General features: G+C 72.2%; 16 protein-coding genes and 1 pseudogene. 9 read left to right on the forward strand and 8 right to left on the reverse strand.

Annotated elements, in window-relative coordinates; genetic code table 11:
* Positions 1–35 precede the first annotated feature (35 nt).
* Positions 36–1943: a glycoside hydrolase family 97 protein gene (locus tag Sri02f_RS25150; RefSeq protein ID WP_174855703.1), complete on the forward strand. Its 1908-nt coding sequence runs from the start codon at positions 36–38 to the stop codon at positions 1941–1943.
* Between the two features lie 321 nt (positions 1944–2264).
* Here the strand turns inward: Sri02f_RS25150 and Sri02f_RS25155 are convergent, their stop codons facing one another.
* On the reverse strand, positions 2265–3284 hold the full coding sequence (locus Sri02f_RS25155) for a LacI family DNA-binding transcriptional regulator (RefSeq protein ID WP_109003642.1): 1020 nt from the start codon (positions 3282–3284) through the stop codon (positions 2265–2267).
* 218 nt (positions 3285–3502) lie between these two features.
* Here Sri02f_RS25155 and Sri02f_RS25160 point away from each other — a divergent pair, with 218 nt between their 5' ends.
* From Sri02f_RS25160 to Sri02f_RS25190, 7 genes are all read left to right on the forward strand, one after another.
* The gene (locus Sri02f_RS25160; RefSeq protein WP_109003574.1) at positions 3503–5425 is read left to right on the forward strand and encodes a glycoside hydrolase family 127 protein; all 1923 of its coding nucleotides are present in this window, start codon (positions 3503–3505) and stop codon (positions 5423–5425) included.
* Positions 5426–5514: 89 nt separating this feature from the next.
* A complete protein-coding gene (locus Sri02f_RS25165) occupies positions 5515–6750 on the forward strand; it encodes a sugar ABC transporter substrate-binding protein (RefSeq protein ID WP_109003575.1) in 1236 nt (411 codons plus the stop codon).
* A gap of 6 nt (positions 6751–6756) precedes the next feature.
* Positions 6757–7722: a carbohydrate ABC transporter permease gene (locus Sri02f_RS25170; RefSeq protein WP_109003576.1), complete on the forward strand. Its 966-nt coding sequence runs from the start codon at positions 6757–6759 to the stop codon at positions 7720–7722.
* A 56-nt stretch (positions 7723–7778) separates the two neighbouring features.
* Entirely contained in the window at positions 7779–8540 is a 762-nt protein-coding gene (locus tag Sri02f_RS25175; protein ID WP_109003643.1) for a carbohydrate ABC transporter permease, read from the forward strand.
* 43 nt (positions 8541–8583) lie between these two features.
* Entirely contained in the window at positions 8584–10335 is a 1752-nt protein-coding gene (locus Sri02f_RS25180) for an RICIN domain-containing protein (RefSeq protein ID WP_109003577.1), read from the forward strand.
* Between the two features lie 145 nt (positions 10336–10480).
* Complete coding sequence (locus tag Sri02f_RS25185; protein WP_109003578.1) at positions 10481–11056, forward strand: AMIN-like domain-containing (lipo)protein; 576 nt, start codon at positions 10481–10483, stop codon at positions 11054–11056.
* 223 nt (positions 11057–11279) lie between these two features.
* Entirely contained in the window at positions 11280–12065 is a 786-nt protein-coding gene (locus tag Sri02f_RS25190; RefSeq protein ID WP_109003579.1) for a polysaccharide deacetylase family protein, read from the forward strand.
* Here the strand turns inward: Sri02f_RS25190 and Sri02f_RS25195 are convergent.
* The 7 genes and pseudogenes from Sri02f_RS25195 to Sri02f_RS25225 form a co-directional block, all read right to left on the reverse strand.
* Positions 12038–13132, reverse strand: coding sequence for a YihY/virulence factor BrkB family protein (locus Sri02f_RS25195; RefSeq protein WP_109003580.1), 1095 nt, complete (start codon positions 13130–13132; stop codon positions 12038–12040). The genes Sri02f_RS25190 and Sri02f_RS25195 overlap by 28 nt on opposite strands.
* Positions 13133–13189: 57 nt before the next feature.
* Positions 13190–13842 (reverse strand): annotated as a pseudogene (locus Sri02f_RS25200) (maleylpyruvate isomerase N-terminal domain-containing protein).
* Between the two features lie 105 nt (positions 13843–13947).
* A complete protein-coding gene (locus tag Sri02f_RS25205; RefSeq protein ID WP_109003581.1) occupies positions 13948–15081 on the reverse strand; it encodes a glycoside hydrolase family 113 protein in 1134 nt (377 codons plus the stop codon).
* A 350-nt stretch (positions 15082–15431) separates the two neighbouring features.
* Positions 15432–15878, reverse strand: coding sequence for a hypothetical protein (locus Sri02f_RS25210; RefSeq protein WP_109003582.1), 447 nt, complete (start codon positions 15876–15878; stop codon positions 15432–15434).
* A gap of 97 nt (positions 15879–15975) precedes the next feature.
* Positions 15976–17526 (reverse strand): MFS transporter, encoded by a 1551-nt coding sequence (locus Sri02f_RS25215; protein ID WP_245970784.1) that lies wholly within the window; start codon positions 17524–17526, stop codon positions 15976–15978.
* Between the two features lie 246 nt (positions 17527–17772).
* The gene (locus Sri02f_RS25220) at positions 17773–18840 is read right to left on the reverse strand and encodes a helix-turn-helix domain-containing protein (RefSeq protein ID WP_109003584.1); all 1068 of its coding nucleotides are present in this window, start codon (positions 18838–18840) and stop codon (positions 17773–17775) included.
* A gap of 86 nt (positions 18841–18926) precedes the next feature.
* On the reverse strand, positions 18927–19571 hold the full coding sequence (locus tag Sri02f_RS25225; protein ID WP_109003585.1) for a hypothetical protein: 645 nt from the start codon (positions 19569–19571) through the stop codon (positions 18927–18929).
* Positions 19572–19910: 339 nt separating this feature from the next.
* Here Sri02f_RS25225 and Sri02f_RS25230 point away from each other — a divergent pair, with 339 nt between their 5' ends.
* Entirely contained in the window at positions 19911–21236 is a 1326-nt protein-coding gene (locus Sri02f_RS25230) for an alpha/beta fold hydrolase (RefSeq protein WP_109003586.1), read from the forward strand.
* The last annotated feature ends 12 nt before the right edge of the window (positions 21237–21248 follow it).

Consider the following 21248-nt stretch of genomic DNA (forward strand, 5'->3'; position numbering starts at 1 on the left):
CATGCCCCGCACCCCCGACAACCGGAAGGGTTCTCATGGCTGTTCCGATCAGAACCGCGTGCTCCGCGCTCTGCGCAGGGCTGGTGACCGCACTTCTCACGACGGTGCCCGCGCAGGCCGGGCAGCCTCCCCTGCACGAGCGGGCATGGGCCGTCTACGCGCCCGACTCGGCCCCGCACGCACCCCGCGCGCAGGTGGCTCTGGACGACGCCACCGGCACGCTCGACCTCACGGTGTCCCGTGACGGCCGCACGGTCCTGGAGCCGTCGCCCCTCGGCATCGTCACCGAAGGGGCCGATCTCTCGCAGGGGTTGCGCTTCGTACACCGTCAGGACCGCAGCGTGGACGAGCACTACCGGACCGAGTCCGGCAAACGCCTGAACCGCACGGTGCACATGCGGGAGACCCGGCTGTCGTTCGCCGGCGCCGCCGGCGCCCGCCTCGACCTCGTCGTCCGCGCCTCCGCCGACGGCGTCGCCTACCGCTACGTCCTGCCCGCCGGGCACGGCGACGTGCTCGGCGAGACCTCCGCGTTCCGCCTGCCGGACGACGCGGACGCCTGGCTGAGCACCTACCGGGTCGACAACGAGGGCCAGTTCGCGCAGTACACCGCCGCCACGGCCCCCACCGGGACCTACTCCGAACAGGCGCTCTTCGCCACCCCCGGCGGCTACGCCCTGCTCGCCGAGTCCGACCTCACCGGCGGCTACTCGGGCGCCCGGCTCGCCCACACCCAGGGCAGCGGCGCCTACCGCGTCCAGCTCGCCGACGAACGGGTCGCCGCGGACGGCCCGCTCGCCACCGCATGGCGGGCGGTGGTCGCCGGTGACCTCGCGACGGTCACCCGGTCCACCTTCACCGACGACCTCGCTCCGGCCTCCAAGGTCGCCGACCGCTCCTGGATCCGGCCCGGCACCGTGCTGTGGACCTGGCTCGCCGGAGGGCGCACGGCCGGCCGGAGCCTGGCGGCGCAGAAGGCGTACGTCGACTACGCCGCCGAGCGGGGCTGGCCCTACGAGGCGGTCGACTCGGGCTGGTACTTCAAGAAGGACGAGTGGGACGTCACCGACCCGGACTGGCAGACCGACAGCTGGATGCCGGAACTCGCCGCGTACGCACGCGCCAAGGGCGTCGGGATCATCGTGTGGATTCACCAGCGCGACCTGGACACGCCCGAGGAACGCGCCCAGTGGCTGCCCGCACTGGAGCGGTGGGGCGTCAAGGGCGTCAAGATCGACTTCATGAACTCCGAGGCGCAGTCCATGCTCCGGTGGTACGACGCGATTCTCCCCGAGACCGCCGCCCATCACCTCATGGTCGACTTCCACGGCTCGACGATCCCCAAGGGCATCCAGCGGACCTGGCCGCAGGTGATGACCCTGGAGGGCGTCGGCGGCGAGGAGAAGCGCACCAACACCGCCGCCCATCTCACGACCCTGCCCTTCACCCGCAACGTCATCGGGTCCATGGACTTCACCCCGGGCGGCTTCCAGCGCGTCGGCATGCGTCCCGACTCCGACGCCGCCGAGCTCGGACTGACCGTCGCCTACGAGTCGGGCCTGCAGATGTTCGCGGGCACCCCGGAGTCCTACGACGCACGGCCGCTCGCCCGCGCCTTCATGGACCAGGTCCCCGCGGCCTGGGACGACACCCGGCTGCTCGCCGGACGGCCCGGACAGGAAGCCGTGCTCGCCCGCCGCAGCGGGGACCGGTGGTTCCTGGGCGGCGTGTACGCGGGCGCGGCCCGGACGGCCGGGGTGCCGCTGGCCCTCGGACCCGGCAAGTGGCTGGTCGAGACGGTCCGGGACGGCGCCGACGGCCTCGTCCAGGACCGGCAGGTGCTGCGCGGCGGCGCGACGCTCACCGTCGACGTGGTCGCCGGCGGCGGCTTCGCCGCGCTCGCCTGCCCCTGGCGGCCGGGCGTCACGACCTGCCACCGCTGAGCACGGCGCACCTTCCGGACGAGGGCCCCACGGCGCGTGCGACCGCCGTGCGGGCCGCCGCGTCCCGTGGCGGAACCGACCGGTCGGGTCATCACCTGCCGCCGCCGCCCCCACCCGTCCGTCCGTCCCGCCCATGCCGTGGACACCGCGCAGACCGTGCGCACCGCCCATCCCGTGCGCACCACACAGGCCGGGCACACCGCCCATCCCAGGCGCACCGCAGACCGGGCAGTCGCGTGCGCCCATGGCGTCCGGTTCTGAGGTGTGACCGGTGGTCGGGTCGAGGACCCGCTGCCGGCGACCGCACCCCGGCGGCCACGCTCAGCTGGACTCCCGGACGACCAGCCGGCACGGCACGGTGTGCACGCCGGGCCGGGGCTCGGCGTCGATGGCCCGCAGCAGCTCCAGGGCCGCGATCCGGCCGATCTCGGCGAGGTTGGTGTCGAGGGTGGTGAGCGGCGGACGGCTGGCCAGCGCCATGGTGTCCCAGTTGTCGTAGCCCACGACGGCGACGTCCGCGGGCACCGCCACCCCGCGCTCGCGCAGCGCGTCCGCCACCCCCCGGGCGATCTGGTCGTTGCCGCAGAAGAAGGCGTCCGTGCCGGGGGCCGTGCGCAGCACCGCGTCGGCCGCTCGACGGCCCCACGCCTCGCTCCACTCGCCGAAGTGGATCCGTCCCGTGGACGGCTCCAGCGAGGACTTCGCCAGTTCCTCGACCGCGTACCGCGCCCGTTCGCGGGCGGCGGCATGGTGTTCGGGGCCGGTGACGTGCGCGATGCGGGTGCGCCCGGTGGACACCAGATGCTCGATGGCCAGCCGCACGCCCCCGCGGTCGTCGGTGACCACGGAGGTGTCGGACGGATCGGTGGACGGGGAGAGCGCGTAGACGACGGGGACGGACTCCACGCCCGGGAGCGGCGGCCGCGGGTCGGTACGGCGTCCGGCGACGATGATGCCGTCCACCCGGCGGTCCATGAGGTTGCGCAGATGGTGCTGCTCGCGGATGGAGTCGCCCCGGGTGTCGCACAGCAGGACGGAGATCTTCCCCGCGCCGAGCGCGTCCTCGGCGCCCAGCAGCACCGGGGTGCTGAAGCGGCCGATGCCGTCCGTCGTCATCAGGCCCACCGTCCAGCTGCGTCCGCTGTGCAGGCTCTGCGCGTGCTGGTTCGGCCTGAATCCGAGCTCCGCGACCGCGTCCATCACGCGTTGGCGCGTCTCGGGACGCATCCGCCCCCCGCCGTTCAGTGCTTTCGACGCCGTGCCGACGCTGACGCCGGCGAGGGCGGCGACGTCGGTCAGCCGGGCCCGGCCGTCGGAGGGAGAGCCTGGAGCTGAGGTCACGAGCAACCCTTTTCCTCACTGATGCGGACGCCCGACATGGTGGCAGGCCGCGGCGGGATGCGCCAGCCCAGGGGAGAGAAGAAGAAATCCCTGCCACAGCTCTTGACCGGGTAGGTGGGCTGCCCTCTACTTTCACGACGAGAAAACGGTTTCCCAAACAGGTCCGCGTCAGGCTCAGACGAGCCCCTCCTCCTCTGCGCCCTCACCCCCGGAGAGTCATGCCCCGCACACGCTCCAGCCTTCCCGCACCGGGGCCGGTCCGCCTCGGCCCGCACGCCCGTGCCGCGCTGCGCCCCACGGCGGCCGGCATCACCTCGGGCTTCTGGCAGGCCCGCCGCGCGACCAACGCCCAGGTCTCCATCCCCCAGGGACCGGAGCTGCTGGAGTCCGCGGGGAACCTGCGCAACCTGCGGCTGGCGGCCGGCGCGGACGAGGGCGAGTTCCAGGGCGCCTATCCCTTCGTCGACACCGACGTGTACAAGTGGCTGGAGGCTGCCGCCTGGCAGCTCGCCCAGGCCCCGGACGCCGCACTCGCCGCTCAGGTGGCCCGGATCGTGGCCCTGGTCGCCGCCGCGCAGCAGCCCGACGGCTACCTCAACACCTGGTTCCAGCTGGTCAAGGGCGGCCGGCGCTACCAGGACCTGCGCTGGGGCCACGAGCTGTACAGCGCGGGCCATCTCATCCAGGCAGCGGTGGCCCACCACCGGGCCACCGGCGGGACCGAACTCCTCGACGTCGCCGTCCGGTTCGCCGATCACATCGACTCCGTCTTCGGGCCGCCCGGCAGCGGCAGGCCCATCGACGGCGTGGACGGCCACCCCGAGGTCGAGACCGCCCTGGTCGAGCTGTACCGGGAGACCGGGGAGCGCCGCTACCTGGAGCTCGCCGGCTACTTCGTCGACCGCTTCGGCCACGGCGCGCTCGGCGGCGAGGCGTACTGCCAGGACCGCGTGCCGTTGCGCGAGGCGACGAACGTGGAAGGCCACGCCGTACGGCAGTTGTACCTGCTGGCCGGCGCCACCGACGTGGCCGTCGAGACCGGGGACGAGGAACTGCGCACGGCGGGCGAGCGGTTGTGGCGGGCCATGACCGCCACCAAGACCCACCTGACCGGCGGACTCGGCGCCCACCACGACGAGGAGGACTTCGGCGACCCGTACGAACTGCCCAACGAGCGCGCCTACTGCGAGACCTGCGCCGCCATCGCCTCCGTCCAGTGGAGCTGGCGCATGGCCCTGCTCACCGGCGAGGCCCGCTACGGCGACCTGATCGAACGCACCCTCTACAACGGCTTCCTGGCCGGCGTCTCCCTGGACGGCGAGCGCTGGCTGTACGTCAACCCGCTCCAGGTCCGCGACGGCCACACCGACCCCGGGGGCGACCAGTCGGCCCGCCGCACCCGCTGGTTCCGCTGCGCCTGCTGCCCGCCCAACGTCATGCGACTGCTGGCCAGCCTGGAGCACTATGTGGCCAGCGGCGACGCGGACGGCCTGCAGATCCACCAGTACGTCACCGGCCGCTACACGGCCGAGGGCATCGCCGTGCGCGCCGAGACGGACTACCCCTGGGACGCCACGATCCGCCTCACCGTGGAGGAGACTCCCGCCGACCTGCCCTGGACGCTCTCCCTGCGCATCCCGCAGTGGTCCCGCGAGTTCCGCGTCCACTGCGCGGGAGAGCCGTACGGCGCGCTCGCGTCCGAGGGCTGGCTGCGTCTGGAGCGGACCTGGTCGCCCGGCGACGAAGTGGTCCTGGAGCTGCCGCTGGAACCCCGGCTGACCGCCGCCGACCCCCGGGTGGACGCGGTGCGCGGCTGTGTCGCGATCGAACGCGGACCGCTCGTGTACTGCCTGGAAGGGGTCGACCACCCCGGCGGCGGCCTGGACGACATCGTCCTCGACCCGACCCGCCCGCTCGCCGTGAAGCAGCGCCCCGACCTGCTCGGCGGCGTCACCACGGTGGTGGCGGCCGGCCGCCGGCGCGTCGTCCCCGACCGGGGCTGGTGGCCCTACGTCCCCACGGACGCCGTCGGGTCCCCCGGAACGGACGACGGCGACCCCGTCGAGCTGACCGCCGTTCCCTACTACGCCTGGGCCAACCGCGAGGACGGCGCCATGCGCGTCTGGCTGCCCCTCTCCTGACCCGTCCTCCGCGCCGCCTCCCCGAAGCCCAGGACAACCTACCGACGCCCACGCACGACGACGCCCCACTACGACAACGAGGTCACCCCGTGATACCGACCCGCCGCACCCTCCTCGCCGCGCTCGCCGCCGTCGGCACGCTCGCCTCGCTCACCGCCTGCGCAGGGGGCTCGGCCGCCTCCGGCGCCGCCGGCGGGACCTACGCCTTCTGGGACCCCTACCCGCAGTTCGACGCCGCCTCCGCGTGGGGCAAGCGCGTCAGCCGGTGCGGGACCGAGACCGGCGTCACCCTCAAGCGGACCGCCTACGACACCACCGATCTCGGCAACAAGGCGCTGCTGGCCGCTCAGCAGGGCAACGCGCCCGATGTGATGCTGGTGGACAACCCGGTGGTCTCCACACTCGTGGAGGCGGGAATCCTCAACAAGACGAGCGACCTCGGTCTCGACACCAAGTCGATCCAGCAGAACATCATCGGAGCCGGGGCCGTCGACGGCGCCGCGTACGGCGTCCCGATCGGCGCCAACACCCTCGGCCTCTACTACAACAAGAAGGTCCTGTCCGCCGCCGGCGTCGACCCGGCCTCCGTCAAGGACTGGAGCTCGCTCACCGCGGCCCTGCAGAAGGTGAAGTCGGCCGGCAAGAAGGGCATCACCTTCTCCGCGATCGGTACGGAGGAGGGCAGTTTCCAGTTCCTGCCCTGGTTCTGGGGAGCGGGCGGCGACCTCACCGAGCTGAACTCGGCGAAGGGCGTGGCCGCGCTGTCGCTGTGGAAGCAGTGGGTGGACGACGGACTGGCTCCCAAGGACGTGCTGCAGAACACCCAGACCACCAGCTGGCAGGAGTTCGCCACCGGTGACTACGCCTTCGGCGAGAACGGCACCTGGCAGCTCGGCAACGCCGACAAGGCGGGCTTCGACTACGGCGTCATCAGCATCCCGGCGCAGAACGGCGGTTCGGCGCCGGTGCCGACAGGGGGCGAGTTCGTCACGGTGCCCGTGCAGAAGGACACCGCGCGCTACGACGTCACCAAGAAGATCGTCGCCTGTCTGACCAGCGACGCGAACCTGCTGGCCAGCGACACCACGCTCACGTACGTGGCGCCCGTGGCCGCCGTCCAGGCCGAGCAGGTGAAGCAGAACCCGAAGCTGAAGCCGTGGGTGGCCGCCGTCGCGGCGGCGCGCGGCCGCACCAGCGGCGGACTGGGAACCAAGTACCCGACCATCTCTCAGCCGCTGTGGACCGCCGTCCAGGCCGCGCTCTCCGGCGGCAAGAGCGCGCAGTCCGCTCTCGACACGGCCCAGGCCGGCGCGCAGAAGGGCTAGGCCGACATGACCCTGGCCCGTGTCGACCGCCCACGGCGGGCGGCGGCGGCGAAGGCGGCCGCCCTCGACGCCCTGCCGCTGCGACGTCGCCGCCGGCGACGCAGCCGGCTGACGGCGCTCGCCTTCGTCGCCCCGCTGATCGCCTATCTCGCCGCCTTCTACCTGTATCCGCTGTACCGCAACCTCGATCTGAGCCTGCGCGACTACACGGTCCGCTCCTTCGTCTCCGGCGACGCGCCCTTCACCGGCTGGGACAACTTCCGCACGGTGCTCGACGACCCCACCTTCGGCCCGGCGCTGCGCCACACCCTGGTGTTCACGTTCGTCTCGATCGCCTTCCAGTACGTCGTCGGGCTCGCCCTCGCCGTCTTCTTCAACCGGCACTTCCGCCTGGCCCCGACCCTGCGGGCCCTGTTCCTGATCCCCTGGCTGCTGCCGCTGATCGTGTCGGCGTCGACCTGGTCGTGGATGTTCAACAGCGAGTCGGGCGTCGTCGACTACGCCCTGCACGTGGTCGGCGTGGACCCGGTGGGCTGGCTCACCTCGCCCGACTGGGCGCTGACCTCGGTGATCGTCGCCAACATCTGGATCGGCATCCCCTTCAACCTGGTCATCCTCTACAGCGGGCTGCAGAACGTCCCGGCCGAGCTCTACGAGGCGGCGGCGCTGGACGGGGCGGGCGCCTGGCAGCAGTTCCGCCGCATCACCTTCCCGCTGCTGCGGCCGGTGTCGGCGATCACGCTGCTCCTCGGGCTGGTCTACACCCTCAAGGTGTTCGACCTGATCTGGATCATGTCCAAGGGCGGGCCGGGAGACGCCTCCTCGACGCTGGCGACCTGGTCGTACCGACTGGGCTTCGGCACCCTGCTGCCCAGGTTCGGGCCCGGCGCCGCGGTCGGGAACATCCTCATCCTCATCGCGCTCGTCTTCGGACTGCTGTACATCCGTGTCCAGAGGAGGCAGGAAGCGTGACCTCCCCCCGATCGTCCCGCCGTCACACCGTCATCGGGCTGGTCCTGACCGCGGTGATGCTGTTCCCGGTGTACTGGATGCTGAACGTGTCCCTCACCCCGCAGCAGGACATGCGCAGGACCCCGCCCGACCTGTTCCCGCTGCACCCCACCTTCGAGGGCTACCGCGCCGTCCTCGACGACCAGCTTCCCTATCTGGGCACCAGTCTCCTCATCGGCCTGGGCACGGTCGTCCTCACCCTGGTGCTCGCCGCCCCGGCCGGCTACGCGCTGGCGAAGCTGCGGCCGCCCGGCGGCGGGGCCCTCGGTCTGTTCCTGCTCGTCGCGCAGATGATCCCCGGCATCGTGATGGCGATGGGGTTCTACGGCGTCTTCCTCGACCTCGGTCTGCTCGACTCCTGGTGGGGACTGATCATCGCGGACTCGACCATCGCCGTGCCGTTCGGCGTCATGATCTTCACCGCGTTCATGTCGGGCATCCCCGGCGAACTCCTCTCCGCCGCGCGCATCGACGGGGCCGGGTCCCTGCGCACCTTCTGGTCGGTGGTGCTGCCGGTCAGCCGCAACGCCGTCGTCACCGTCTCGCTCTTCTCGTTCCTGTGGGCCTGGTCCGACTTCGTCTTCGCCACGACCCTGGACGGCGGCGGCGACCTCAGGCCGATCACCCTCGGCATCTACAAGTACATCGGCAACAACAACCAGGAGTGGAACGCGATCATGGCCACCGCCGTCGTCGCATCCGTCCCCGCAGCGGTCCTGCTGGTCCTGGCCCAGCGTTACGTGGCCGCGGGCGTCACCGCCGGCGCGGTCAAGGACTGACACCACCTCCCCCTTCCCTCCCTCCGTGAGGAGAACTCCCTCCATGAGCCGCACCAGAGCGCCCCTGCCCGCACGCCTCACCGTCACCGTCGCCGTGGCCGCGCTGTCCGCCGCCGCGCTGACCACCGCCGCCCCGGCCCAGGCGGCGCCCACCGCCGCCACCACGCTGGTGGTCGACGCCGGCCGGACCCTGCGTCCGGTCACCCATGTCGCCACCGGCAGCCTCTACGGCCTCGCGGACGACGCCACCCCCGCCGACAGCCGGGTCAGCGCCCTCAAGCCGAACACCTTCGTGCAGATGGCCCCGGGCGGTTCCCAGCTGCCCAACGGCGAGCCCAGGCCGGCCGGGGACGCCCTGGTCGTCGCGCCGAAGGCGGCCCGCGCCGGCGCCAAGGTCGTCGTACGGATGCCGGACTGGTACCCGAACTTCCCCTACAAGTGGGTGAGCTGGACCGACTGGCTGGCCGCCGTCGACAGGCAGGTCGCCTCCGTGCAGTCCTCGGGCACCGCGAACGTCAGCGCGTACGAGCTGTGGAACGAGCCCGACTGGACCTGGGACACCGCGAAGGCCGGTGCGTTCGACGCCGGTTGGGCGCGCACCTACAAGGAGGTCCGCGCCAAGGACGGCAGGACGCCCATCCAGGGACCCAGCCACTCCTCCTGGAACCAGTCCTCGATGAGCTCCTTCCTCACCGCCGCCAAGGCGAGCGGCACGGTCCCCGACGTCATCGCCTGGCACGAGCTGCAGGGCAGTGCCGGCATCGCCGCCCATGTCGCCGCATACCGCTCGCTGGAGTCGAGCCTCGGCATCAGCCCGCGCCCGATCGCGATCGAGGAGTACGGCACCCCTGACGAGATGGGCGACTCCGGAGCCCTCATCGGCTACGCCGCCAAGTTCGAGCGGGCCGGGGTGCGCGATGCGGAGCTCGCCTTCTGGAACCACTACGGCACTCTCGGCGACACCCTCGTCGACACCGGCGGCTCCCCCAACGGCGCCTGGTTCACGTACAAGTGGTACGGCGACATGACGGGGAACATGCTCGTCACCACGCCTCCCGCCCAGACCGGCATCGACGGTCTCGCCTCCCTGAACGGCGCCGGCAACCAGATCAGCGTCGTCGCCGGCGGCTGCACCGGCTCCTGCGCCGTGACCGTGAACGGCCTCTCCGCGCTTGCGGCGTTCGGCGGCGCCGTCCACGTGAAGCTGGAGTACAGCCCGCACACCGGCCGCACCACCGCCTCCCCCGGCCCGATCACCGTCTCCGACGCCGACTACACCGTGAGCAACGGCTCGATCACCGTGCCCGTCACCATGAACGCCTCCGACGGCTACCACCTGGTGATCACCCCGACCGGCACGAGCACCTCCCTGGCCGGCCGCTACCAGATCACCAACAGGAACAGCGGCCTCGCGCTGGACACGCAGAACGCGGGCACCGCCCAGGGCACCGCGGTCGTCCAGTCGGCCTCCACCACCGGCACGGACCAGAACTGGACGCTGACGGCCGCCGGTTCGGGCCTGTACAAGATCGTCAACCAGAAGAGCGGACTGCTCCTGGGCATCGACAGGATGAGCACCGCCGCCGGCGGCGCCGCACTGATCTGGGGCGACAACAACACCGCCGACCACCTCTGGCAGGTCGTCCCGGCCCGCGACGGCTACTACAAGATCGCCAACTACAACAGCGGGCTCCTGCTGGGCGTCAACGGCATGAGCACCTCGTCCGGCGCGCAGGTCCTGCAGTGGACCGACAACGGCACAGCGGACCACCTCTGGAAGCTGACCGCGCGCTGACCCCCGGACGTCCGTGTCCCCGGCCGATGTCGGCGGCCGGGGGCACGGACACGTTCGGGCCCCCCGAGGCGAAAAGCCGTGCAACCTACGGGGCGTTCCGGTTGTCTCAGTAGATGTCCGACACGCACACCCCTCGGGGGAGACCATGATGCGCAGCAGAACCGTCTGGGCCACCACCGCCCTTCTCACCGCAACGCTCGGCGCGTCCGTGGCTCCCGCCGTGGCCGCGCCCACCGCCGCCGCACGCACCGCCGCCGTCGTCTGCCCCACCGGCTGGGGCAGCCTGGGCGAGACGTACCTCGCCTCCACCACCAGGCCGGTGACGAACGTGCGCACCGGCCGCCACGACTGCTACGACCGGTTCGTCATCGACGTGCCCGGCGCGAGCGCCGACCGGCTCGGCTTCTCCGTCGGCTACGTCGACCAGCTCTACCAGGACGGCTCGGGCCGCCCCATCCCCGTCGGCGGCGGCGCGATCCTGGAGGTCCGGGTCGACGCCCCCGCCTACGACGTCGACACCGGCGCCTCCACCTACCCGGGACGGGTCGCCCAGCCCCTGCCGGGGGTGAACCTCACCGGGTACCGCACCTTCCGGGACACCCGCTACGGCGGAAGCTTCGAGGGCGTCACGCAGTTCGGGCTCGGCGTGCGCGCACGTCTGCCCTTCAGGGTGCTGCGCCAGGCCGACCACCTCGTGGTGGACGTCGCGCACACCTGGTGACGTCCGGAAAGGGGCCGACCCCCGGGACGCGGCGGCGCGTTCACACCTCGACATCGGGCCTCGTCGGGGCGACGTCCCGCGCCGCCGCGTCGCCGTACGCCCCTCGTACGTCCCTGAACTCCCGCGGAAGTGTCCGCAATCGGTAACAGGCGGATCCCGCCGCGTCCTTTCGCCGTCCTGACAACTGCACGGGACACACGGACACGACGAGGACAGGGCAGACATGGCGCGGCATGGCGGGCGGGGTTGGTACGGCCGGGTATTCGCGGCGGCGATCGGGGTGACGACAGTGGCGGCCGTCACCTCGGTGTGGACCGCGCAGGCCGGTCCCGCCTCCGGCGCGCAGGCAGGAGCGGGCGTGTCGGCGAGCCCGTCCCCGGGCAGCCCCGGCTCGGCCGCGGCGAAGGTGTCGGTGGACATCGCCCACGCCTCCGACCACGGCGCCCGGGGCGTCAACATCACCGTGGACGACGGACCGGACCCCACGTGGACGCCTCAGGTGCTGAAGGTGCTGCGGGAGAACGGCGTGAAGGCGACGTTCTGTATGGTGGGCACGCAGGCCGAGGCCCACCCGGACCTGGTCAAGGCGGTGGTGGCGGACGGACACCGGCTGTGCGACCACACCGTGTCGCACGACACCGGGATGGACAAGAAGCCCGAGGCGTACCAGTCCCAGCAGATCCTGGACGCCGAGCGCATGATCACCGAGGCCTCCGGAGGCGTCCGGCCGGTGTACTACCGGGCGCCGGGCGGTGCCTTCACCCCCTACAGCCGCGATCTCGCCGCCTCCCGCGGGATGCGACCGCTCGGCTGGAACGTCGACACCAAGGATTTCGAGAAGCCGGGCTCCGCCGCCATAGTCGCCACCGTCAAGCGCGAGGTCGGCAACGGTCCGACCATCCTCTTCCACGACGCGGGCGGCGACCGGTCCGAGACCGTGGCCGCCCTGCGCGAGATCCTTCCGTGGCTGAAGCAGCAGGGCTACTCGTTCGGCTTCCCGGTGCGCTGAGCGCCGCCGCCCGCGCCGGTCGGCGTCTCCTCCGCCCGGCGCCTGTCCTCCTCGCTCCACGCGCGGGTGTCCCGTGGCCGGACGTAGGGTTCCTCGCCCTCCGGAAGGCCCCCCGCCACGGCGCGCTGCCGGGCCATCTCGGCGTCGAACTCCAGGCCCAGCAGGATCGCGATGTTGCTGATCCACAGCCACACCAGGAACACGATCACGCCGGCGACCGCGCCGTAGGTCTTGTTGTACGAGGCGAAGTTGGCCACGTAGAACGCGAAACCGGCCGACGCGACCAGCCAGATGAACAGCGCCACGACGCTGCCGGGGGTGATCCACCGGAACCCCCGGCCGCGTACGTTCGGCGCCGCCCAGTACAGGATGCCGATCATGATCGTGACCAGCACGACCAGGACCGGCCACTTGGCGATCGACCACACGGTCAGCGCCGTGTCCCCGACGCCGAGCGCGGCGCCCGCCTGACGGGCCAGTCCACCCGTGAAGACCACGATCAGCGCGCTGACGACCGCGAGCACCAGCAGCACCACCGTCACGCCCACGCGGATCGGCAGCACCTTCCACACCGGCCGTCCCTCCGCAATGTCGTACACCGCGTTGGCGCTGCGGATGAAGGCGGCGGTGTAGCCGGAGGCCGACCACACCGCGAGCACGAGTCCGACGACCGCCATCACGGAGCCGACGCCGCCCCGGCCCTGCAACTGCTGCACGGCGTCGCTGATGACGTCCCGGGCGGACCCCGGCGTCACCTTGCGGAGGTTGTCCAGGACCTCGTCGGTCGCCGACTTGCCCGCCACGCCCAGCAGGGACACCAGGACCAGCAGGGCCGGGAACAGCGACAGGACGCCGTAGTACGTCAGTGCCGCGGCGCGGTCCGTGAGCTCGTCGTCCTGGAACTCCCGTACGGTGCCCTTCAGGACGGCCCACCAGGACCGCCTCGGCAACTGTGCCGGCTCGTCCGGCTCCTGCCGTTCCACCTGCTCGTCCGGTCCCGCCGTCTGCTCCCGGCCGGACGCCGGAGCAGGGGCGCGGCCGTCGTGGGAATTCGCTCTCGGTGCCATGTCATCGGAGTAACCGCAACGGGCCGCCCCATGCCCCTGCGCCGCCGTGACCCGTGCTCAGCCGAGCAGGAAGAGGATTCCCGCGGCGAGTTCCCCCAGCGCGGCCTGCTCGGCGTCCGTCGGAGCGCGTCGTCCGGTCCCGACGCGCAGGGCGTCCGCGTCGGAGGACGACGCCGGGATCCGCGCCCCGGCGATCCGCTCCAGCGAGGCGCGGGCGGCCGCGAGCGTCTCGGCGGGCGGTTCCGCCGCGGCGGGCAGGTGCGCGATCAGGTCGAGGTGGTGGAGCGTCCCTTCCATGACGTACGCCGACAGGTGGTCCCCCGCGGTCAGGACGTCGTCGCGGGTGCCGACCCGCGTGCCCCGGTCGGCGAGTTCGGCGGCGCGGTCGGCGGCGGCGCCGACGTCGTCGAAGTGGAAGCGGAGCAAGCCGGGTTGCCCGTAGGCTGCGGCCAGCCGGGGATCAGCGCGTCCAGCGGATCCTCCCCGGTGGGCGGCTCGACGAGGTTCCAGTAGGTGACACAGTCCACCGTCGGTTCGGCGTCGACGGGGGTGACCAGCGTGATCAGGACGTCCTGGGCGTCGATGACCAGGTGGCACACCGGGTCCCGCACCAGCCGGCCGGCACACCCGGACGGCCTTTCCCCGTCCTCGTCGCAGAGTTCGCCGACCGCCGTGCGCAACGCTGTCCACGAGCGTGCGAAGTGATCCACTTCGGCAAGGTGGCGACCGCCGTGTCCGCCGGACAACCACCCCGGCCCGGCGTCCTGTTCAGCCCGTCCGGCCGCTCCGGCCGTCCGCCGTCCGCCGAGCCCCCGTCACCCGGGGCGCCGGTCCGCCGCGTGGCCGGCGTAGTGGCGGGCCAGGGCGTGGAAGGCCTGCTTGGGTTCCCAGTGCCAGCCGGACTCCGGATGGCCCGGGTGTTTCTGGATGGTCCTGGTGACGGCGTAGGAAGCCAGGTCGAGGTCGTGCCGGGGATCGCCGGGGCGGTGCGGGGCGTCCGGGGTGACGAACTCGAAGGCCATCGCCGCGTACAGCCCCATCGACTCGAAGACGTTCAGGAGCGCGCTGATGTAGTCGGCCTGGGTGCGCTCGCTGCGCACCAGGTGGCCCTTGATCTCCTCGGGGTCCTTGTCGTGGTCGACCACGTCCCAGCCCATTCCCGCGGTCTCCGGCGCGCCCAGGTAGGCGCAGGTGCCGAACTCGGTGATGGCGAGGGGCTTGCCCCGGCGCAGGTACCTGCGCAGTTCCGTCCTGTGATCGGCGGGGCGGTGGAAGAAGGAGTAGTAGTCGATGCCGACGATGTCGAAGAGCGACCAGTCGACCTCGTCGTCCTGCGCGGCGGCGTAGCCGAGCCGGCCGTCGAAGACGGACCGGGCGGTCCTGGCCGCGCGGGCCGTGAACTCCTTGAGGCGGCGCTGGAAGACCACGGGGTCATAGTGCCCGTTCATCAGGTTGCGCACCCGCTCCAGCACCGTGTCCCCCGGCACGATGCCGGGCACGAACAGCCAGAACTCGCAGCCCACGCTGAGGTCGACGCTCGCGCCCTGTCTGCGCAGCCGTTGCGCGAACCGGCCGGTCTCCGCGAGGTGTTCGAGGATGTCGCGCGCCGGGACGTCCCCGAGCGTGGGCTGCAGCCACACGTGCAGGCCCTGTTCGGCCGCCTCCGCCGCGGTCGCCGTCAGGCGTTCGACTCCGTCGCCGGTGACGTCGACGGTGTCGGCGTGCAGCCGGTGGCGGATGGCGCGGATGTCCGCCCGCATCCGGTGGGCGTTCCAGCCCGTGGCCGGGGTCTCGCCCTCCCCTACGGTGTAGACGACGCCGCGGTGCCGCAGCCCGCGCCGGCGGCCCTCGGCGTGTGCCCGCCCCGCCGGTCCGAGTACGCCCGTGGCGCCCACCGCCGCCATCGCGGCCAGGAACCCGGCCCGAGTGATCCGATCGGTTGCCTCCATGCCTCCACGGTGCCGGGACGGGGGCGGGGGCACAGTCGGCCGATGGTCTGGATCGTCGCGGCGAAAGTGGACGCGAGGGCAGGCCCGGCAGTCGTTTCGGCAGCCCGCCCGGCCCGAAAGACGGCGTGCCCGCGTGCCGCCCTCACCCTCGCACCGGATGAAAGATCGTCAGAACGCCGTTGGCACAAGCGTGTTGGACGAGCGGTCGAGGGACGCGACGCCTCGCGGTGAATCGGCGGTGGGGCGAGCGCTGCGGGCGCGGCACGCCTGTCGGCACGCCACGGCGCCCGGCACGGCCCGGCCCCCGACGCGGGTGCGCCGGGGGCCGTCCTGCCGAGGCGACCGCAGGGTCAGATCCGGCCGCCGGTGAGCCGGGTGATCGGTCCGTGCGGGTGACGGCCGGAACGGCGACCCACGGCGTACGAGGCGGCGGTCAGCGCGGAGAGGCCGGCGGCCGCGCCGGCGGCGACCAGCTTCCGGTGGGCGATGACCGTCCACGCCGTCTTGGCGGTCGCGGCGACCTGACCCGAGGTCGCGACGATCGCCTGGCGGCTCGCCTCGACGCCCCGCACGGCGCCCTGTGCCGCGCTCTGCACGGCGCCGCTCGTCGCCTCGGCCGAACGCTCGACTCCGTTCTTGGCGGCGGAGGCGGCGCCGGTCGTGCTGGTGGCGGCGCTCTTCGCGGCCTGGGAGGCCGGGGCGGTGGCCTTGGCAGCGGAGCGGCGGGCCTTGGCGGCGGTCGCCTGCTTCGCTTCGGACTCTTCGTTCGTCTTCCTGTTCGGTTCAGTCATGGACATCGCGTTGCCCCTCACTCCGGCGGCAAACCCCTGCGGCGGCGCGAGTAGGCCCGGCGGGGCAGGCGGACGACCGGCGGGTGAGCGCGCGGACCGGCGGTCAGACGCCGCCGGGGGGCGAGCCGCCCTTGAGGCGTTCCAGGTCCGAGGGGCGGACCTGGATCACCAGGACCGCGATCAGCGCGGCCAGCACGGTGAAGATGGCCGCCATGACGAAGGCCGCCGTGACGCCCGCGGTGAGGATCTCGTCGGACCAGGGCGCGGGGAGCAGGCCTGTGCGCCGGAAGCGCAGACGCTCGGCGGGGGTCGCCTGCGCCAGGAAGTCGGGGATCTGCTTGTCCGCCTCGTTGCGGCTGGCCGTGCCGTACATGGTGACCAGGATGGACAGACCGAGCGAACCGCCCACCTGCTGGGTGGCGTTGAGGAGTCCGGACGCCGCACCGGTCTCCCGGGAGGAGACGTTGGAGAGCGCCATCAGAGTGAGGGAGACGAACTCCATGCCCATGCCGAGGCTGAAGACGAGCATCGGCCCGAGGACGCTGCCCGCGTAGGTGGAGTCCACGTCCGTCAGGGTCAGCCAGGACAGGCCGCCCGCCGCCAGGACCGCGCCCCCCACCATGAAGGGCTTGGGTCCGAACCTGGGCAGAAACCGTGAGGCCAGCCCGGCGCCGACCGCGATCACCGCGCTGACCGGCAGGAAGGCGAACCCGGCGGCGAGCGGACTGAAGCCGAGCACGTTCTGCACGAAGAGCGTGAGGAAGAAGAACATGCCGAAGATCGCGGCGGCCAGACACAGCATGATGCCGTACGTGCCCGCCCGGTTGCGGTCGGCGAACATGTGCAGCGGCGTGATCGGTTGCCTGGAACGCCGCTCCACCAGGACGAACAGTGCGAGGACGACGACCGCCGCGGCGAACGACGCGACGGTCAAGGGGTCCCGCCACCCCTCCTGGGCCGCTCTGATGAACCCGTACACCAGCAGCACCATGCCCACGGTGGAGGTCAGCGCGCCGGCGATGTCGAAGTGGCCGGGGTGGCGTTCGGACTCCTTGATGTAGCGCGGTGTCGCCAGCGCGATGAGCAGCCCGATGGGGACGTTGACGAAGAGCACCCAGCGCCAGTTCAGATACTCGACGAGGATGCCGCCCGCGAGCAGCCCGATCGCGCCGCCGCCTGCCGAGACGGCCGCGAACACCCCGAAGGCGCGGTTGCGTTCGGGGCCTTCACGGAATGTCGTGCTGACCAGGGAGAGCGCGGTAGGGGACGCGATGGCGCCGCCGACGCCCTGCAGGGCGCGTGCGGCGAGGAGTTGGCCTTCGTTCTGGGCGAGTCCGCCGAGCAGGGAGGCGAGCACGAAGAGCAGCACTCCGCAGACGAACATCCGCCGCCGGCCCAGGATGTCGCCGGTTCGGCCGCCGAGCAGCAGCAGTCCGCCGAAGGTGAGCGTGTAGGCGTTGACCACCCAGGCCAGGCTCGTGGTGGAGAAGTCCAGGGAGCGCTGGATGTCCGGCAGGGCGATGTTCACGATGGTGATGTCCAGGACCACCATCAGCTGACACGAGGCGATCACCAGCAGCGCCATCGCCTTTCCCCCGCCGTCCTGTCGGGCGGTGGTCCGGGGTGCTGAGGTGGGCTGCGGAACGCTGCTCATGACATGTCGCCCGCGCGGAGGCGGGCCCTGGGGAGAGGTCGGTGAACGGTTCCGTCCACGGTCGGGTCCACCGTTCGACGGTACGCCCGCCGCCGAACCGTCACCACTCGATCAATCCGCGGACGACCGGGCGGGCGACGAGGGCCGGCCGACGGTGTGCGACAGGGGCGACGCTCTGCCCGTGCCGTGCCAGGACTCCCCTGTGGTCCTGGCACGGCGAGACGGCGCGGGCGGATGCCGCGGTGATCACCAGGATGCGGGAGAGACGCCCGGTGTGTCGTTGGCGGAACGTCCACGACCGCTTGGCACAGCGTCCACCGTGCCGCGGGGCGAGGCGGCGTCGTGGGTCTCGACGAGTGCCTGTTCGCGCAGTTCGCTCGGCGGCAGGCCGTAGGCGGTGCGGAAGGCCCGGGTGAACTCGGCGGCGCGCGGGAAGCCCCAGCGGGCGGCGACGGCGCGGATCGGCAGGGCGCGCAGGCGGGGATCGAGGAGTTCGCGACGGGCGTTGGCCAGTCGCTGGTCGCGGATGTAGGAGGCGACCGTGAGGCCTTCGGTCTGGAACAGGCGGTACAGGTAGCTGCGGGAGATGTGGTGCGCGGCGGCGATACCGGCGGGGGTGAGATCGGGGTCGTCGAGATGGCGGCGGATGAACGCCTTGACGCGGAGGGTGAGCGTGCGGCTGTGCGTCTCCGGCGGGAGCCTGAGGTCGGCGTCGACGGCGTGCGCGAAGGCGGCCGTGACCAGGTCCGTGACGACCGTGCCCAGCCGGGGCGCGTCGGAGGGCTCGTAGACGGTGGTGTCCGAGACCACCTGCAGAAGGAACTGCGCCAGCAGGGCGCCGATTCCCTCCCGCCCCGAGATGAGGCTGCCCAGGACACGGTCCGCGCGGCCCGCGGGCACGGCCACGAGGGCGCGGGGAACCTCGACGCCCACGATGGTGACGGGGTCGGAGCCGGTGAATATCTCCCCTGCCCGCGAAGAGGAGTTGGTGTGGAAGTCATGGACCCGGTAGGCGCTGCGCTGCCTGCCCCAGTCGGCGGCTCCCTCACCCTTCAGCAGGAGGGAGAGGTGGTAGGACTCGGGGTCGGACTGGCGGATGAGCTTCGGCGTCCTGCGGAAGACCAGTTGGTCGAAGGTCGCCGGCCACAGGGTCACGTCGCCCAGCCCGATCACGCGTTGGTGGCCCCGGTAGTCCGCGGTGCGGTCGCTGTCGAGGCGCATAGGGGCGTGGGTCCGGCCCATGCGCTCCGTCCACGCCTCGAACCGGGCGCCCACCGGCAGGTCCGTGGTGCGGAAGTCCGACTCGTGCAGCACGGAGGCAGTCAACCACACCCGTGGACGTGTCCGTCGGGCGGTGGGCCGGTCGGCCCGGGCGAGGGGGGCCGGCCCCTTCGCCCGGATCAGCCCAGGTGGGCGGTGTCGATCGTGACCGACTTGTCGTCGGCGCCGGTGACGGAGATGTAGCCGGGGTCGCCGTTGCGGTCGAGGTAGCACATCACGTACGTGACGGACACGGCGGCCTCACGCGTCGGGTGCTCCGCGACGGCCTTGCGGCAGCCCTCGGCCGTGGGCACCTCGGACGAACTCCACGAGGCCAGCTTGCCGTTGGTGGACATCAGGAACCCGCTCTGGACATAGAGGGCGTCCGTGCCGGAGTCGGCGACCACGGGCGGCGAGTGCGTGAAGTCGTAGCCGACGGCGCCCTTCCCGCCGTCCGAGCGTTCCATGACGAAGCCGCGCACGAGCGAGGTCGACGGCGCGGGCGAGGAGTCGGGCAGGGCCGCGCTCACCGCCGCGCCCCCTCCCCCGACGAGCACGACGGCCATGAGACCGGCCGCCAGCGGATGGGTGTACGCCAGGCTGAGCAGGGGTCCGACGACCGGGATCGAGAACTTCAGCGAGGTGTTCTTCTGCGTGATCTTGCTGTTGTCGCCCGCGGTCACCGTCTGGGTCGGTGAGTGGTGGGTGCCGGGCGGCGGCACGTAGGGGTGGCTCTGTGGGGCGGGGTCGCCGAGTTGCGCGCCGCGCGTGCGGTCGGTGTTCATGGCTCGGGACGCTAGCGACAGGCAACCACGGGGTCTTGTTTTGGCGGGAACTGCCGCTAATGGTCCGCTGTTGAACACCCCGAGCGACAAGGTGATCGTCGCGGCGAAGGGTTCGGTCTTGCTACCGGACAGTCATATTACCGAAACGTAACCTGTCGACGGCTACCCCGGGTAACCCGACCCTCGCTACGGTCCTGACAGTTCGTCTAAGAGCGGTACGGGCAACGGTGGACGACCGAGGCCTCGTACCGCTCGGTCGTCACGGCCCGCACCCCACCGGGCCGTCCGCCGCCCGAGCCGCAGACGAAGGCTCGGCCCTCCCCTTCCCGGAGGTCCGCCATGCCCGCCCCCACCCGCCTGCTGGCCGCAGCCGTCACCGCTGCCGCCTGCCTCGGCGTCACCGCCGTACCCGCCCACGCGTCGCTCACGTCGGACGCCGTGGTGTCGCGCGGCGTCACCATCCCCACGTTCTACAACCCGCCCGCCTCGCTGCCCACGGCCGACGGCGCCCTGGTGCGCTCCGAACCGCTGGCCCTCGCGTTGAGCCTGCCGGGCGTCGACGGGCCGCTGCCCGGCACCGCGACCCGCCTGATGTACAAGTCCACCGACTCCGCCGGCCGGCCCATGGCGGTCACCGGCGCCTACATCGAACCGTCGGCCCGCTGGAGGGGCAGAGGGCCGCGACCGCTGGTCGCCGTGGCGCCCGGCACGATGGGGCAGGGCGATCAGTGCGCCGCCTCCCTCGGCCTCGAACACCCGCTCGTGATCAACGGACAGACCCTGGCCGTCGGTTACGAGGACCTGGCCGTCTACCGTCTCCTCGCCCGGGGCGTCGCCGTCGTGGTCACCGACTACACGGGCCTCGGCTCGACGGACCGGCTGCACACCTACGTCAACCGGGTCGACGAGGCCCATGCCGTCCTGGACGCCGTCCGCGCGGCCCGCGCCCTGGACGGCACCTCGCTCACCGCCGGGTCCCGGGTGGCGCTGTTCGGCTACAGCCAGGGCGGCGGGGCCACCGCGGCCGCCGCCGAACTGCAGCCCTCCTACGCTCCCGACGTCGTGCTCGCCGGCACCTACGCCGGGGCCCCGCCCGCCGACCTGGTCGCCGTCACCAAGGCCATCGACGGCAGCGACCTGGCCGGTGCGCTCGGCTGGTCGGTGAACGGCTTCCTGGAGTCCGACCCCGCCCTCAAGCCCATCGCCGAAGCCCACCTCAACGCGGCCGGCCGGGCCGCCCTCAAGGACCTGTCGACGATGTGCGTGGGCGACGCCCTGCTCGCCTACAACTCGGCCCGCAGCACGGCCTGGACCACGGACGGGCGGTCCATCAGCGACGTCGTCGCCTCGGAACCGGCGCTCAAGGCGTTCCTGGCCGACCAGCGCATCGGGACCCGCGAGCCGGCCTCGCCGGTGCGGGTGGCCACCGGCACCGCCGACGACCTGGTGCCGCACGCGCAGGCGCGGGCCCTGGCCGTCGCCTGGTGTGCCAAGGGCGCCGACGTCACGTACAAGCCGGTGATCCTGCCCGGTGCGGGCCGGTCGCTGATCAACCACGTCACGCCGCTGCTCGTGGACCAGGGCGAGGCGATCTCGTGGCTGGCCGACCGGCTCGACGGCGAGCCCGCCACGTCCAACTGCTCCACGCTCGCCCTGCGGCCCTGACACGAGTCAACC

It is taken from the genome of Streptomyces rishiriensis (genome assembly GCF_003112535.1).
Lineage (GTDB): Bacteria > Actinomycetota > Actinomycetes > Streptomycetales > Streptomycetaceae > Streptomyces > Streptomyces rishiriensis.